Annotated in this window: 12 protein-coding genes; 9 read left to right on the top strand and 3 right to left on the bottom strand. The window is 72.8% G+C overall.

All coding sequences use genetic code 11. The annotated features are described in order from the left end of the window. The first annotated feature begins 57 nt into the window (after nt 1–57). Genes BLU27_RS28515 through BLU27_RS28490 form a run of 6 tightly spaced genes read left to right on the top strand, consistent with a single transcriptional unit; the run spans nt 58 to nt 8,258 of the window. On the top strand, nt 58–2,199 hold the full coding sequence (locus BLU27_RS28515) for a molybdopterin oxidoreductase family protein (protein WP_092658466.1): 2,142 nt from the start codon (nt 58–60) through the stop codon (nt 2,197–2,199). Further along, nucleotides 2,196–3,644, top strand: a complete 1,449-nt coding sequence (locus tag BLU27_RS28510) for an FAD-dependent oxidoreductase (protein ID WP_092656898.1) — start codon at nt 2,196–2,198, stop codon at nt 3,642–3,644. Before BLU27_RS28515 ends, BLU27_RS28510 begins: the two co-directional genes overlap by 4 nt. Next, the gene (nirB, locus tag BLU27_RS28505; RefSeq protein ID WP_092656896.1) at nt 3,641–6,208 is read left to right on the top strand and encodes a nitrite reductase large subunit NirB; all 2,568 of its coding nucleotides are present in this window, start codon (nt 3,641–3,643) and stop codon (nt 6,206–6,208) included. The genes BLU27_RS28510 and nirB overlap by 4 nt, the downstream gene beginning before the upstream one ends. Further along, nucleotides 6,205–6,621: a nitrite reductase small subunit NirD gene (gene nirD / locus BLU27_RS28500; protein WP_092656894.1), complete on the top strand. Its 417-nt coding sequence runs from the start codon at nt 6,205–6,207 to the stop codon at nt 6,619–6,621. Before nirB ends, nirD begins: the two co-directional genes overlap by 4 nt. Next, complete coding sequence (locus BLU27_RS28495) at nt 6,618–7,865, top strand: uroporphyrinogen-III synthase (RefSeq protein WP_092656892.1); 1,248 nt, start codon at nt 6,618–6,620, stop codon at nt 7,863–7,865. Before nirD ends, BLU27_RS28495 begins: the two co-directional genes overlap by 4 nt. Nucleotides 7,866–7,922: 57 nt before the next feature. Continuing rightward, nucleotides 7,923–8,258: a YnfA family protein gene (locus BLU27_RS28490; protein ID WP_092656890.1), complete on the top strand. Its 336-nt coding sequence runs from the start codon at nt 7,923–7,925 to the stop codon at nt 8,256–8,258. Here BLU27_RS28490 and BLU27_RS28485 read toward each other — a convergent pair. Continuing rightward, a complete protein-coding gene (locus BLU27_RS28485; RefSeq protein WP_157728849.1) occupies nt 8,142–9,533 on the bottom strand; it encodes a PucR family transcriptional regulator in 1,392 nt (463 codons plus the stop codon). The genes BLU27_RS28490 and BLU27_RS28485 overlap by 117 nt on opposite strands. A 268-nt stretch (nt 9,534–9,801) precedes the next feature. On the opposite strand from BLU27_RS28485, the gene BLU27_RS28480 reads away from it, so the two are divergent. Beyond that, the gene (locus tag BLU27_RS28480) at nt 9,802–10,140 is read left to right on the top strand and encodes a hypothetical protein (protein ID WP_092656886.1); all 339 of its coding nucleotides are present in this window, start codon (nt 9,802–9,804) and stop codon (nt 10,138–10,140) included. A 319-nt stretch (nt 10,141–10,459) separates the two neighbouring features. Here the strand turns inward: BLU27_RS28480 and BLU27_RS28475 are convergent, their stop codons facing one another. Then, nucleotides 10,460–10,819, bottom strand: coding sequence for a YciI family protein (locus BLU27_RS28475; RefSeq protein WP_092656884.1), 360 nt, complete (start codon nt 10,817–10,819; stop codon nt 10,460–10,462). A 133-nt stretch (nt 10,820–10,952) separates the two neighbouring features. Next, complete coding sequence (msrA, locus tag BLU27_RS28470) at nt 10,953–11,591, bottom strand: peptide-methionine (S)-S-oxide reductase MsrA (protein ID WP_092656882.1); 639 nt, start codon at nt 11,589–11,591, stop codon at nt 10,953–10,955. Nucleotides 11,592–11,776: 185 nt separating this feature from the next. Between msrA and yczE the strand changes: the two genes are divergently transcribed. Beyond that, the gene (yczE, locus tag BLU27_RS28465; protein WP_241827694.1) at nt 11,777–12,571 is read left to right on the top strand and encodes a membrane protein YczE; all 795 of its coding nucleotides are present in this window, start codon (nt 11,777–11,779) and stop codon (nt 12,569–12,571) included. Beyond that, nucleotides 12,568–13,719: a cystathionine gamma-synthase gene (locus BLU27_RS28460; RefSeq protein WP_092656880.1), complete on the top strand. Its 1,152-nt coding sequence runs from the start codon at nt 12,568–12,570 to the stop codon at nt 13,717–13,719. The genes yczE and BLU27_RS28460 overlap by 4 nt, the downstream gene beginning before the upstream one ends. Nucleotides 13,720–13,767 lie beyond the last annotated feature (48 nt).

Below are 13,767 nucleotides of genomic sequence, written 5' to 3'. Positions count from 1 at the left end.
CAGACCCGAAACAGAGGGGACCCAGGCGTGAAACGGTGGGACCGCAGGCTCGACGACATGTCCGATTCCGCGGCGGTGGCGACGCACTGTCCGTACTGCGCCCTGCAGTGCGGGATGGAACTGAGTGCCGCGCCGGACTCCGGGCCGGATTCAGGGGAAGTTCTGGTGGCGCCCCGCGCACACGGGGACAACGCCGCCGCCCTGTGCCAGAAGGGCTGGACGGCGGCCGAACTCCTCACCTCCCCACAGCGGCTGCGCACGCCGATGGTGCGGGCGTCGCGGGACGAGGCGCTCGTGCCCGCGTCGTGGGAGGGGGCGTTCGGCACCGTCGCCGCGGCGATCACGCGGGTGCAGGCCGAGCACGGGCCAGGCGGCGTGGCGGTGCTCGGCGGTGGTGGGCTGACGAACGAGAAGGCCTACATGCTGGGGAAGTTCGCCCGGACCGTCCTGCGTACGCCGAACATCGACTACAACGGCAGGTTCTGCATGTCGTCGGCGGCTGCGGCCGCCAACCGGGCGTTCGGGCTGGACCGCGGTCTGCCGTTCCCGCTGGGCGACATCGCCGCGGCCGACGTGGTGCTGCTCGTCGGTGGCAATTCGGCGGAGACCATGCCGCCGTTCCTGCGCGTGCTCACCGCACCGCGACCCGACACCGGTGGGCTGATCGTCGTCGACCCGCGGCGTACGCCGACGGCCGAGCGGGCCCGGCTGCACCTGCAGCCCACACCGGGCACCGATCTCGCGCTCGCGCTGGGCATGCTGCACGTCGCACTGGTCGAGGGGTACGCCGACACCGAGTACGTCGCGGCGCGCACGAACGGCCTGGCCGACGTCCGGCCGATCGTGATGAGCTACTGGCCCGAACGCGTCGAGCGGATCACCGGCGTGCCGGTGGCCCAGCAACGGGAGGCGGTGCGGCTGCTGGCCACCGCCGGCAGGGCGATGGTGCTCACCGGCCGCGGCGCGGAACAGCACGCCAAGGGAACCGACACGGTGACGGCGTTCGTCAACCTGGCCTTGGCACTGGGACTGCCGGGAACGCCGGGCTCGGGATACGGCTGCCTCACCGGGCAGGGCAACGGGCAGGGCGGGCGCGAGCACGGGCAGAAGGCCGACCAGTTGCCCGGCTACCGCCGCATCGACGACCCGGCCGCCCGCGCGCACGTCGCCGCTGTCTGGGGTGTGGACCCGGCCGTCCTGCCCGGCCCCGGTCCGAGCGCGTACGAACTCCTGGACTCCCTCGGCCGGCCGGGCGGGCCTCGTGTCCTGCTGGTGTTCGGCACGAACCCGGTCGTGTCGGCGCCCGCGGCCGCGCGGATGGAGGAACGCCTGGCCGACCTCGACCTGCTCGTGGTCGCCGACCTGGTGCGTTCGGAAACCGCCGACCTCGCCGACGTGGTGCTGCCCAGCGCCCAGTGGGCGGAGGAGGACGGCACCATGACCAACCTGGAGGGAAGGGTGATCCGGCGCCGCCGGCTGCGCCCGCCGCCCGGACAGGTGCGCACCGACCTGGAGATCATGGCCGGGCTCGCCGCCGCGCTGGGCCGTGGGCCGGTCGTGGAGACCGAACCCGCACGCGTCTTCGCCGAACTCGGCCGGGCCGGCGCAGGCGGTCCCGCAGACTACGCGGGCATCAGCTACGAGCGCATCGACGCCGAGGGCGGTGTCTTCTGGCCGTGCCCGACGCCCGCACACCCGGGGACGCCGCGGATGTTCCTGGACCGCTTCGCCACACCGGACGGCAGGGCGAGGTTCGTACCGGTCGAGCACCGTCCGGCGGTGGAGGACGTGGACGCGGCGTACCCGGTCTACCTCACCACCGGCCGGGTGCTCGCGCAGTACCAGAGCGGTGCCCAGACCAGGCGGGTCTCCGCGCTTGTGCAGGCCGCGCCGGGTCCGTTCGTGGAGGTGCATCCGGTGCTGGCCGAACGCCACGGCATCGCGGAAGGAGACGACGTACGGGTGGTCAGCCGGCGAGGCGTCGCCGTTGCACCGGCCCGGCTGACCGACACGATCCGGGTGGACACGGTGTTCATGCCGTTCCACTGGCCGGGTGCCGGCCGGGCCAACGTCCTCACCAACCCGGCACTGGACCCCACGTCGCGGATGCCGGAGTTCAAGGTCTGCGCGGTCCGGCTGGAACCCGTGTGCAGCGCCGTGGGGAGCGCCCTGCACGAGAGGCCGGAGGCGGCCCGATGAGCGTCGTGGTGGTGGGCAACGGCATGGCCGGTACGAGGTTCGCGGCCGACCTGCGAACCCTCGACCCGCACCGTCCGCTGGTCGTCTTCGGCGCCGAGCCCGGCCGGGCGTACAACCGGGTCCTGCTGCCGGAGCTGCTGGCCGGACGGCTCACGCCGGACGACCTGGCGCTGCCCGAGCCGTCCGGGGCGCTGGACCTGCGCGCCGGGGTCACCGTCACCGCGATCGACCGGGACCGCCGCGTGGTGTGTGCCGACGACGGGAGCCGGACGCGGTACGACGCGCTGGTGCTCGCCACCGGGAGCCGGCCGGTCGTCCCCGCGGTGAAGGGCCTGTGCCGCGACGACGGCTCGCTCGTCGAGGGGGCGGCGGTGTTCCGGACCCTCGCCGACTGCCGGCGGATCCTGGCCGCGGCGCGCGGCGCCCGCGACGTCGTTGTGCTCGGTGGCGGGCTGCTCGGCCTGGAGGCCGCCCGCGGCCTTGCCCGGCGGGGACTGCGGGCCCGCGTGGTGCATGCCCGCGGTCATCTGATGGAGCGCCAACTCGACCTTGACGCCAGTCGCATCCTCACCAGCACGCTCGCCGGGCTCGGGGTCGAGGTGCTGGTCGAGGCCGCGACGGTTGCGGTGGTCGGAGACGAGGACGGCCGGGTGCGCGGTGTCGTGCTGGAGGACGGCACCCGGCTTCCGGCCGACCTGCTGGTGGTCGCGTGTGGCGTTCGGGCCGACATCGGCCTCGCTGTCAGGGCCGGCTTGCGTACCGGCCGGGGGATCGTGGTGGACGACCTGATGCGTACGTCCGACCCGGCCATCCACGCTCTGGGCGACTGCGCCGAACACCGCGGACAGGTGTACGGCCTGGTCGCACCGGCGTGGGAACAGGCCAGAGTGGCCGCTGGAGTGGTCGCCGGACACGGTGGGACGTACGCCGGGTCGCGGCTGGTCACCCGGCTCAAGGCGCCCGGCGTCGACCTGGCCACGATGGGTGACCCGCACGTGCGCGACGAGGCCACCGAGGTGGTGACCTTCGCCGACCCGGCACGGCTCGTGTACCAGAAGGTGCTCATCCGCGAACGCCGACTGGTCGGGGCGATCATGCTCGGCGACAACCCCAGCGTCGGCACGGTCACGCAGTTGTTCGACCGGGACGCGCCGGTGCCGGTGGACGCCCGGTCGCTGCTGTTCGCCCGCCCCGGGACGGGGCCGGCCGCGAACGGGTCGCCGGGTGTGCCCGCCGCCGGGGACACGCTGTGCCGGTGCAACGGCGTCACCGCCGGCGGCATCGCCACCGCCTGGCTGGCCGGCGCCCGTACCACCGAGGAGGTCGCGCGGGTCACCCGCGCAAGTACAGGTTGCGGCGGCTGCCGCGACACCATCGAGGGGTTCGTCGCCGCGCTGTCCGCCGGCCCGGCGCACACCCCCGCGCCGGAGGAGGTGGTCGCATGAAGCTCGTCGTCGTCGGCAACGGCATGGTGGGGCAGCGGTTCGTGGAGGCGTTGCGTGCCCGGGACACCGAGGGCCGGTGGGAGGTGACGGTGCTCGCCGAGGAGAGCCGCCCCGCGTACGACCGCGTTGGCCTGTCGGCGTACTTCACCGGCACGTCGGCGGAGGAGCTCTCCCTGGTGCCCGAAGGGTTCTACGACGACGCCGCGGAGGTCACCCTGCGGCTGGGAGAGCCCGCGCTGTCGGTAGACCGGGTCCGCCGGGTGGTCACCACCGCCCGGGGTGAGTATCGGTACGACGCCCTGGTGCTGGCCACCGGGTCGTACCCCTTCGTGCCGCCGGTCACGGGCAGCGACCTGCCCGGCTGCTTCGTCTACCGCACGTTGGACGACCTGGAAGCGCTCGCGGACCACTGTGCGGGGCGTCACGCGGGCGCGGTGGTCGGCGGCGGCCTGCTGGGCCTTGAGGCCGCGAACGCCCTTCGCCTGCTGGGACTTCGCACCCACGTGGTGGAGTTCGCGCCGCGGTTGATGCCGATGCAGCTCGACGAGGCCGGGGGTGCGATGCTGCGCCGCCACGTCGAGGCGCTCGGCCTGACCGTGCACACCGCGACGAGGACCGAACGCCTGCAGGCGGGGCCGGACGGGTTTGTGGAGCGGATGGTGTTCGCCGCGGACGCCGACGCCGCCACCGGTGCCGCCGATGCCGGTGTCACCGATGCCGGCTCCACCGATGCGGCCGGCCCCGGCATCGACGTGGACACGGTCGTCTTCGCGGCCGGCGTCCGTCCTCGCGACGACCTCGCCCGCGCGTGTGGCCTCGAGGTCGGCCCGCGCGGCGGTGTGGTCGTCGACCGCACCTGCCGTACGTCCGACCCCGCCGTCTACGCGATCGGGGAGTGCGCGAACGTCGACGGGCAGGTGCACGGCCTGGTGGCGCCCGGCTACGCGATGGCCGAGGTGGTGGCCGGCCGGCTGCTGGGCGGGGACGACACGTTCGCGGCCGCGGACACCTCGACGAAGCTCAAGCTGCTCGGTGTGGACGTGGCGAGCTTCGGCACGCCGGCCGGTGAGCTGGACGTGGTCTACTCCGATCCGGCGCACGGCATCTACGCCAAGCTCGCGCTCACCGACGACGCGCAGACCCTGCTCGGCGGGATCCTGGTCGGGGACGCGTCGGCGTACGCCGTGCTGCGGGCCAGTGTCAACGGCCCCTTGCCCGGGAAGCTGGCCGACTTCCTCGGCTCCGGTGAGGTGCCGGGCGACCTGCCGGGTGGTGCGCAGGTGTGCTCGTGTCACGCCGTCACCAAGGACGACGTCCTCACCGCGGTCGGGGACGGCCACACCGACGTCGCCGGGCTGAAGGCGTGCACCCGGGCAGGCACCGGCTGCGGGTCGTGCGTGCCGCTGCTGAGGACGCTGCTCGCCCAGGCAGGCGTGGAGCAGTCCCGGGCGATGTGCGAACACTTCGCGTACTCACGCCAGGAGCTGTTCGACCTGGTGCGGGTACGCGAGCTGCGCAGCTTCTCCCGGATCGTGCAGGAGTTCGGCACCGGCCGGGGCTGCGACGTCTGCAAGCCCGCGATCGCCTCCATCCTGGCGAGCCTGGGCAACGGGCACATCCTGGACGGCGAACAGGCCGCGTTGCAGGACACCAACGACCGCTTCCTCGCCAACCTGCAGCGCAACGGCACCTACTCCGTCGTTCCCCGCATCCCGGGTGGGGAGATCACTCCGGACAAGCTGCTGGTGATCGCCGAGGTCGCCCGTGACTTCAACCTCTACACGAAGATCACCGGCGCCCAGCGCATCGACCTGCTCGGCGCCCGGGTGGAACAGTTGCCGCTGATCTGGCGCCGGCTGGTCGACGCGGGAATGGAGTCCGGGCACGCGTACGGCAAGGCGGTCCGGACCGTGAAGTCCTGCGTGGGTACGACCTGGTGCCGTTACGGCGTGCAGGACTCCGTCAGCCTCGCCGTCAACTTGGAGTTGCGCTACCGCGGCCTGCGTTCTCCGCACAAGATCAAGGCGGCGGTGTCGGGTTGCGCGCGCGAGTGTGCCGAGGCGCGGGGCAAGGACGTCGGCGTCATCGCCACGGAGAACGGCTGGAACCTCTTCGTGGGTGGCAACGGCGGCTTCCGCCCACGGCACGCGGACCTGTTCGCCACCGACCTGGACACCGAGACCCTCGTCCGCACCATCGACCGGTTCCTGATGTTCTACGTACGAACGGCCGACCGGCTCCAGCGCACCGCCGCCTGGATCGAGGGCATGGACGGTGGGCTGGACCACCTCCGGTCGGTGATCGTCGACGACGCGCTCGGTATCTGCGCCGACCTCGACGCGGCGATGGAACACCACGTCGGCAGCTACAGCGACGAGTGGGCGGCGACGCTGAACGACCCGGAGAAGCTCGGCCGCTTCGTGTCGTTCGTCAACGCCCCCGGAACGCCGGATCCGTCGATCGAGTTCGTCACCCAACGCGGCCAGGCGGTCCCCGCCGACGCGCCCGTCCTCGTCGCCGGGCCCACCCTGGCGACGCGTACGCAACGAGAGGTTGACAGATGACAGCTGTGCTGAACGCAACCCCGGACACGACTTCGGGCACGGCCTCGCCCACCGATCTCGCGTCGAGCAGGGCTGCGGACCCGACCTGGGTCGCGGTGTGTGCCGCGACCGACCTGCTGCCCGAGCGCCCCGTCGCCGCACTTGTCGGAGCGCAGCAGGTCGCGATCGTCCGTACCCACGACGGGCAGCTCCACGCCGTGGGCAACCGTGACCCGTTCTCGGGCGCGTACGTCCTGTCCCGCGGAATCGTGGGCAGCGTCGGCGAGGTGCCCGTGCTGATCTCGCCGATGTTCAAGCAGGCGTTCGACCTACGAACGGGGCAGTGCCTCGAAACCTCGGGGGTGGCCGTGCCGACGTACGCAGTGCGCTGTGACGGCGGCGTGGTGTCGATCGCCCTCGGGGATCGGTCATGACTCCGTTCCAGCAGGGTGAGGTCCCGTCCGCGGGGCTGCCACCGCCAAGGGTGGCGAGCATCGAACCGCCGCGGGCCGAATCTGAACCGCCGCGGCCCGGGCCCGAGCCGCCGCGGGCCGGGCCCGACACCTCGACCGAACTGCGGCCGCTCACCGGGTTCACCGTCGGGGTGACCGCGGCCCGCCGCCGCGAGGAGCTCGTCGCGCTCCTCGAACGCCGGGGAGCACGGGTCGTGGAGGCCCCGGCGATCCGGATCGTTCCGCTGGCCGACGACCGGGCGCTGCAGGCCGCCACTCGGCTGTGCCTGGCGCAGGGCATCGACGTCGCGGTGGCCACGACGGGGATCGGTTTCCGGGGTTGGCTGGAGGCGGCGGAGAGCGCAGGCCTGGCCGACGGGCTGCTGTCCGCCCTGGCCGGCGCCCGGCTGCTCGCGAGGGGGCCGAAGGCACGCGGTGCGATCCGCGCGGCCGGCCTGACCGAGACGTGGGCGCCTGCGTCGGAGTGTTCCCAGGAGGTGCTCGACCACCTGCTGTCCGCCGGCGTACGCGGCCTGCGGATCGCGGTCCAACTGCACGGAGAGCCGCTGCCGGACTTCGTCGCGGCGCTGCGCTCCGCGGGGGCCTCGGTGATCGAGGTGCCCGTCTACCGCTGGGTGCTGCCCGAGGACGTGACGCCGCTGGTCCGGCTGGTGGAGCTGGTGAAGCTCGGCTACGTCGACGCGGTCACGTTCACCAGTGCACCGGCGGCAGCCGCGTTGCTGGAGGTGTCGGGGGCGGAGGAGGAGGCGGTGCTCGAGGCATTCCGGAGCGGGGTGCTCGCCGCCTGCGTTGGCCCGGTGGCCGCCGGGCCGCTCGCCCGGCGCGGCGTACCGACGTTGCAACCGGCCCGTGCCCGGCTCGGCGGGCTCGTGCGCACCCTGACCGACCGGCTGCCCGCGCACCGGACCCGCCACGTCGCGGTGGCCGGGCACCGGCTGGAGATCCGCGGCCACGCCGTCGTCGTGGACGGGGAGATGCGGACGCTCGCCCCGGCGCCGATGGCGATGCTGCGGGCTCTGGTCGAACACCCGGGCCGCGTCGTGTCCCGGGCCGATCTGCTCCGCACCCTGCCGCGCAGCGCCGACGGGCACGCGGTGGAGATGGCGATCGCCCGGCTGCGGGCACGGCTGGGGGACTCCCACATCGTCGGTACGGTCACCAAACGGGGGTACCGCCTCGCGGTCGACCCGGCGGAGGGCCGGTGAGCGCCGCGAGACCGGCGGAGTTCGGGTGCGGCGCCGTGGTGCCGTAGCGTCCGACGGGTGACGGTGACGCGTTCCCTGATTCTGTTCGTGGTCGCGGCACTCGCCGAGATCGGCGGTGCGTGGCTGGTCTGGCAGGGTGTCCGCGAGCACCGCGGCCTGCTCTGGATCGGCGCCGGCGTCATCGCGTTGGGGGCCTACGGCTTCGTCGCCACCCTCCAGCCGGACCCCAACTTCGGCCGGATCCTGGCCGCGTACGGCGGGATCTTCGTGGCCGGCTCACTGGCCTGGGGAGTCGTCGTCGACCGGTTCCGCCCGGACCGGTGGGACCTGCTCGGTGCCGCGATCTGCCTGGTGGGCGTGGCCGTGATCATGTACGCACCGCGCGGAAGCTGATCGCTCAGTCCCGGACAGCGGCGTGCGCGCGATCACCGCGGCCGCCAGCAGTTGGGCGTCGGCCGGCCGGCCCGGATCGAGCCTGGTCAGCTTCGCCACGCGGTTCAGGCGGTAGTCGAGGGTGTTCGGGTGCACGTGGAGCTCGGCGGCGGCCTGGCGGCGGTTGTGCCCACTGCGCTGGTAGGCGAGCAGCGTCTCCACCAGGTGCGGATGCCTGTCCAGACAGTCGAGGATCCGGGCCAGCCGGTCCCGCCCCGGTCCCGGCCGGGTGAGTTGGTACTCCAGCAGCACGTCGCTGAGGACGTACGCACCGGGCGGCCGGCCCAGGGCGTACGCAAGGTGGGCTATCTCCTCGGCCTGGTCCACCGCGTCCGGAATCGCGGACAGCCCGACCGCGCGTTCGGCGCCGACCCGGACCGGAGCGGTGAGCGCCGCGCCCAGCCGCTCGGCCAGCGAGGTGAGCCCGAGCTCGAGCGAGGGCAGGGTGTCGCCGGGCCCGGGGAGGAGCGCGACGCCGCGGCGCCCGTCCAGAACGCTGGGCACGGGCGTTCCGGCGTAGGCGTCCAGCTCCTCCTGGATCAGGTGACCGACCTTCTCGGCGGCCACGTCGGCCGCTCCGCCGATGGTGAACACGAGCACCACGTGGTTGGTGGTGAGGCTGATCCCCGCGCGCTCGGCGTGGGCGGACGCGGGCTCGCCGGCCAGAAGCGCCTTGGTCAACGCCCGCCGGGCGGTGTTCTCCTCGTCGTGGAACTCCTGGTGCCCCTCGACGTACCCGCTGGAGACCGCGGCCGTCACGGAGCGTAAGTAGGCCAGCAGGTGCTCGCTCCACCGGCGCAGCTCGCTCTGGTCGGCCGCCGACAGGACTTCCTCCCAGCCGGACCGGGCGCTCAGGTGGTACGCGGAGAGCAGGTCGGCGAGGGGAACGTCCGCGCGGGCGTGGCGGGCGGCGTCCTCGCGTACCTCCGCCAGCTCGGCCCGAGTGGGAAGCCGGTGCTCGTCCGCGGCGCGGAAGTAGCGGTGGACGTTCTCCTCGATCACCCCGGCGAGCGAGTCGTGCGACCTGCCTGGGGGCGGTGATCCGGGAGTCTGCGGGCCGGCGCCCGCGCCCTGAGGTGGGCCGTGCTGACGCGCCCGGGGGCGGGACCGGTCCGCCGAACCGGCCTCCGGACGCTCGAACACGACGGTCGGCACCTCGGCCGCAAACTCGTCCAGGGCGCGCCGGGCCGCCGCGGCTCCCCGCGATGTCCACGGGCCCTCCGGCGCGCCGTTCACCCCGCGATTGTCATCCGTCACAAAGGGGCCGTGCAAATCAGGCGATTCGCGGGCGGCGGCGGCGTATTGTCTGCATACTGATCACCGTCGCGGGGGACCCCCGACTGCCGGCCGGGCGGCGACGGGGATCACGCGACGCGGAAGGCACCATCCACGACGAGAAGCAGTGCGGCGGCGGATGGGTCGCCGAAACCGGCCTCGTGCCGGTCACGCCGACCCGTCGCGCAGGGAACAGGGATCCGCGGCCCGCGCCTGAGGAGACCACGGCATGAAGGTTGCACTCGGAGACCGAATACGCACCACGGTTGAGATCCGCAGCGGTTTCCAGGTCATCGAAACCGGCACCCAGGGAGTCGTCTTCGACACCCACGACAAGCCCGACCGGTCCTATCTGATCGACCTCGGCGCGGACGGTGACGTCCGTTACACCGTGCTCTTCCCCGGGGAGTTCGAGGTGATCGCGAAGGCACAGCGGTCCGGCTGCCCCGTAGCCAAGGGGGCGGAGGCGGCCGAGGCGGCCACTCAGGCCGGCGCGGCCCCGGGTGCGGGCTCCGAGACGGGCAAGGCAACGAAGGCGCCCGTCCCCGCCGCAGCCGCTCGCCGCTAGCTCGCCCGGTCTGCCGGTCGGGCGGCGGCGTGCTCACTCGCCGCCGCCCGACCGTCGCCTGCTCGCCAGGGTTCAGTGCGGGAGTACGTGAGAAGCGCTGCTTGGCGAGCCTCTACGCCCGTCTGTCGCCAGGCTGACGCTACCGTGCGTCAACCCGCCACCCAGTCTGGCGGGATGTAGCGGACAAAGGCATCTTCCCGGCCTTCGATGCCGTCCTGGATCGCCTCCCGATACCCGGGCCGGGCGTAGGCCATTGCCCGTAGGCGCCACTGCCTCAGCAGGGTCCTCACCTGCGTGAAGCGGGCCGACCGCGGCTCGATCACGAGGATTGTGCCCGCGACTTGAAGCGGCGTACCTCCTGAGGCCAGCCGCACGCCTCCGCGATCTTGCCGGCCCACAGCTTGGCCGCCTCGTCGTCGGCCACGTCCACGATGGCAAGCCCGCCCAGGAACTCCTTGGTCTCCACGTAGGGCCCGTCGGTGATCAACAGGGTGCCGCTGGTCGCGTCGGCGCTGAAGGCATCCTCGGTTTCCTCCTCCAGCCCCCCGGTGAACACCAACACGCCGGCGGCCTTCATCTCCTCCACGACCGCCCGGGCGAGCGGACCTCGCCCGCGGAACCACTCCTCGGAGTGGTCACCGACCCACTGCTGGTTGAAGTAGATGAGGTACTCGGCCATGACTGCTCCTCCCGCCTGGCGGACCAGGTGTCCGCCGTCACCCCCTCGACGAACGGCGGGACGCGGAATCGACAGGATCACCCGGAGCCGACCATGCGGCGCGGATCACGCGGCGCCGATCACGCGGCGCCGATCACGCGGGGAACGGTACGCCGGTGTTGGCGTGGCAGCGGTAGCCGTGCGGGTTCTTCGCCAGGTACTGCTGGTGCCCGTCCTCCGCGAGGTAGTACGTCGGCGCCGGCGCGATCTCGGTCGTGATCTCGCCGTACCCGCGGTCGGCGATCGCCTTGCCGTACGCCGTGCGCAACTGCTCGGCGACCTCTGCCTGCTCCGGCGTCGTGTAGTAGATCGCCGAGCGGTACTGCGTGCCGATGTCGTTGCCCTGGCGCATCCCCTGGGTCGGGTCGTGCACCGTGAAGAACGTCTTCACCAGGTCGGCGTACGACACCCGTGCGGGGTCGTAGACCACGCGAACGGCCTCGGTGTGCCCGGTGCGGCCGGAGCAGACCTCCTCGTACGTCGGGTTCGGGGTGATGCCGCCGGCGTACCCGACCGAGGTGGACCACACGCCGGGCAGCTGCCAGTAGATCTCCTCGGCGCCCCAGAAGCAGCCGAGGCCGAACAACGCGACCTCGTGGCCGTCGGGTACGGGCCCCTCCAGCGGGGTGCCGAGTACGAGGTGGCGCTCCGCGACGGTGAAGGGGCGCTCGGGCCGGCCGGGCAGTGCGTTCTCCGGGCTGGGCATCTCGGCCTTACGGCGGAACAAGCTCATGGGCCACCCTCTCCTCGCTGCGACCTGCGTACTCGACGGGGTTCCGGACGCGATTCCCCGTCCTGCTCAACGCGGGCCCGCAGGTGCCGAATTCCCCGACCGGGACACAGGGGCATCCGCGCCGCCGCGCTCGCCCCCGTGGAACCCGGTGGAACTCGCGGGCGGGCGTGGCGCAGGATCGGACGGTGCCCAACGATCAGGCCCAGCCGCCCAGAGATCAGGTCCAGCCGCCCAGAGATCAGGTCCAGCCGCCCAGAGATCAGGCCCAGCCACCCAACGATCATGCCGAGCCCGGGGATCATGACCGGCAGCCCAGGGATGCGTCCGGTCCGCTGGGCGCGCTGCGCACCGGCCGGCTGGGACGCCGACTGCCCCAGTTGTACGCCGGCCTCGCGTTGTACGGCGTCTCGATGGCGTTGATGATCCGCGGCGACCTCGGCCTGGACCCGTGGGACGTCTTCCACCAGGGCCTGGCCGTACGGATGCCGCTGTCGTTCGGGACGATCGTCATCCTGGTCAGCCTGGTCGTCCTGCTGGCCTGGATCCCGCTGCGCCAGTGGCCCGGGCTGGGCACGGTGAGCAACGCGCTCCTCGTCGGGGTGGCGGTCGACCTCACCCTCGCGGTGCTGCCGGCCCCGGACCCGCTGGCCGCCCGGATCGCGTTCATGCTCGGCGGGGTGGTCCTGAACGCCGTCGCCACCGCGGCCTACATCGGTGCCCGCCTCGGGCCGGGACCGCGGGACGGCCTGATGACCGGCCTCGTGGGGCGTACCGGCGGATCGGTCCGGGTTGTCCGGACCTCCATCGAGGTGGTCGTCCTCGCCATCGGCTGGCTGCTCGGCGGCACCGTCGGTGTCGGCACGGTGGTGTACGCGCTCGGGATCGGCCCGCTCGTGCACGCGCTGCTGCCGCGACTCACCGTGCCGACCCGGCCTGGTCCCCGCCTGCCGGAGCCGTCCCGGATAGCCTCGGGACCATGAACGAGCAGCACCGCGGCTTCGAGACCCAGGCCATCCACGCAGGTCAGGAGCCCGACTCGGCAACAGGCGCGGTGATCACGCCGATCTTCGCCACCAGCACCTACGCGCAGGATGGCGTTGGGCGGCCCCGGCAGGGCTACGAGTACTCACGTACGCAGAACCCCACCCGCGCGGCGCTGGAGGAGTGCCTGGCCGCGCTGGAGCAGGGAGTACGCGGGTTCGCGTTCGCCAGCGGCATGGCCGCCGAGGACACCCTGCTGCGCAGCGTCTGCCGGCCCGGCGACCACGTGGTCATCCCCAACGACGCCTACGGCGGCACCTACCGGCTCTTCTCGAAGGTCGCCCAGCCCTGGGGGGTCGAGCACACGCCGGCGCACGTGTCCGACGTGACGGCGGTCCGGGCGGCCGTCCAGGCCCGGCCCACCTCAGTGGTGTGGGTGGAGACGCCGACGAACCCGCTGCTCTCGGTCGCCGACATCGGGGCCCTGGCAGACGTCGCGCACGAGGCCGGTGCGCTGCTGGTCGTCGACAACACGTTCGCCTCGCCGTACCTCCAGCAGCCGCTCACCCTGGGCGCCGACGTGGTCGTGCACTCGACGACGAAGTACTGCGGCGGGCACTCCGACGTCGTCGGCGGTGCGCTGGTCACCAACAACGCCGAACTCGGCGAGCGGCTGGCGTTCCACCAGAACTCAATGGGCGCGGTGGCCGGGCCGTTCGATTCGTGGCTGGTGCTGCGCGGGCTGAAGACCCTTGCCGTACGGATGGAACGCCACTGCGACAACGCCGAGCGGATCGCTTCGTTCCTGCAGGCCCACCCGAAGGTCGGCCGGGTGCTCTACCCCGGGCTGCCCGAGCACGCGGGCCACGAGGTCGCGGCCAAACAGATGCGGCGGTACGGCGGCATCGTGTCGTTCCGGCACGCCGAGGGCGCCGCGGCGGCTGCCGAGGTCTGCGAGCGCACCCGGGTGTTCACCCTCGCCGAGTCGCTGGGCGGCATCGAGTCGCTGATCGAGCACCCGGGCCGGATGACGCACGCCAGCGCGGCGGGCTCACCGCTGGAGGTGCCCGACGACCTGGTGCGGCTCTCGGTCGGCATCGAGACTGCCGACGACCTGCTGCAGGACCTCGCCCAGGCCCTCGGCTAGGGCCGCCGCTTCCTCGCGCGGAGGAAACCGTATACACACCCCCCGGAC

Origin of the sequence: Actinopolymorpha singaporensis (genome assembly GCF_900104745.1) — a bacterium.
In the GTDB taxonomy this organism is placed as follows: domain Bacteria; phylum Actinomycetota; class Actinomycetes; order Propionibacteriales; family Actinopolymorphaceae; genus Actinopolymorpha; species Actinopolymorpha singaporensis.
The sequence above is the reverse complement of the archived record's forward strand: the minus strand, read 5'-3'. Positions and strand labels throughout refer to the sequence as shown.

Excerpts from the sequence above, each read along its gene's own strand:
- nirD (WP_092656894.1), top strand. The coding sequence starts at position 6,205 with ATGACAGCTGTGCTGAACGCAACCCCGGACACGACTTCGGGCACGGCC.
- BLU27_RS28495 (WP_092656892.1), top strand. The coding sequence starts at position 6,618 with ATGACTCCGTTCCAGCAGGGTGAGGTCCCGTCCGCGGGGCTGCCACCG.
- BLU27_RS28510 (WP_092656898.1), top strand. The coding sequence starts at position 2,196 with ATGAGCGTCGTGGTGGTGGGCAACGGCATGGCCGGTACGAGGTTCGCG.
- BLU27_RS28475 (WP_092656884.1), bottom strand. The coding sequence starts at position 10,819 with ATGGCCGAGTACCTCATCTACTTCAACCAGCAGTGGGTCGGTGACCAC.
- BLU27_RS28480 (WP_092656886.1), top strand. The coding sequence starts at position 9,802 with ATGAAGGTTGCACTCGGAGACCGAATACGCACCACGGTTGAGATCCGC.
- BLU27_RS28515 (WP_092658466.1), top strand. The coding sequence starts at position 58 with ATGTCCGATTCCGCGGCGGTGGCGACGCACTGTCCGTACTGCGCCCTG.
- msrA (WP_092656882.1), bottom strand. The coding sequence starts at position 11,591 with ATGAGCTTGTTCCGCCGTAAGGCCGAGATGCCCAGCCCGGAGAACGCA.
- BLU27_RS28460 (WP_092656880.1), top strand. The coding sequence starts at position 12,568 with ATGAACGAGCAGCACCGCGGCTTCGAGACCCAGGCCATCCACGCAGGT.
- nirB (WP_092656896.1), top strand. The coding sequence starts at position 3,641 with ATGAAGCTCGTCGTCGTCGGCAACGGCATGGTGGGGCAGCGGTTCGTG.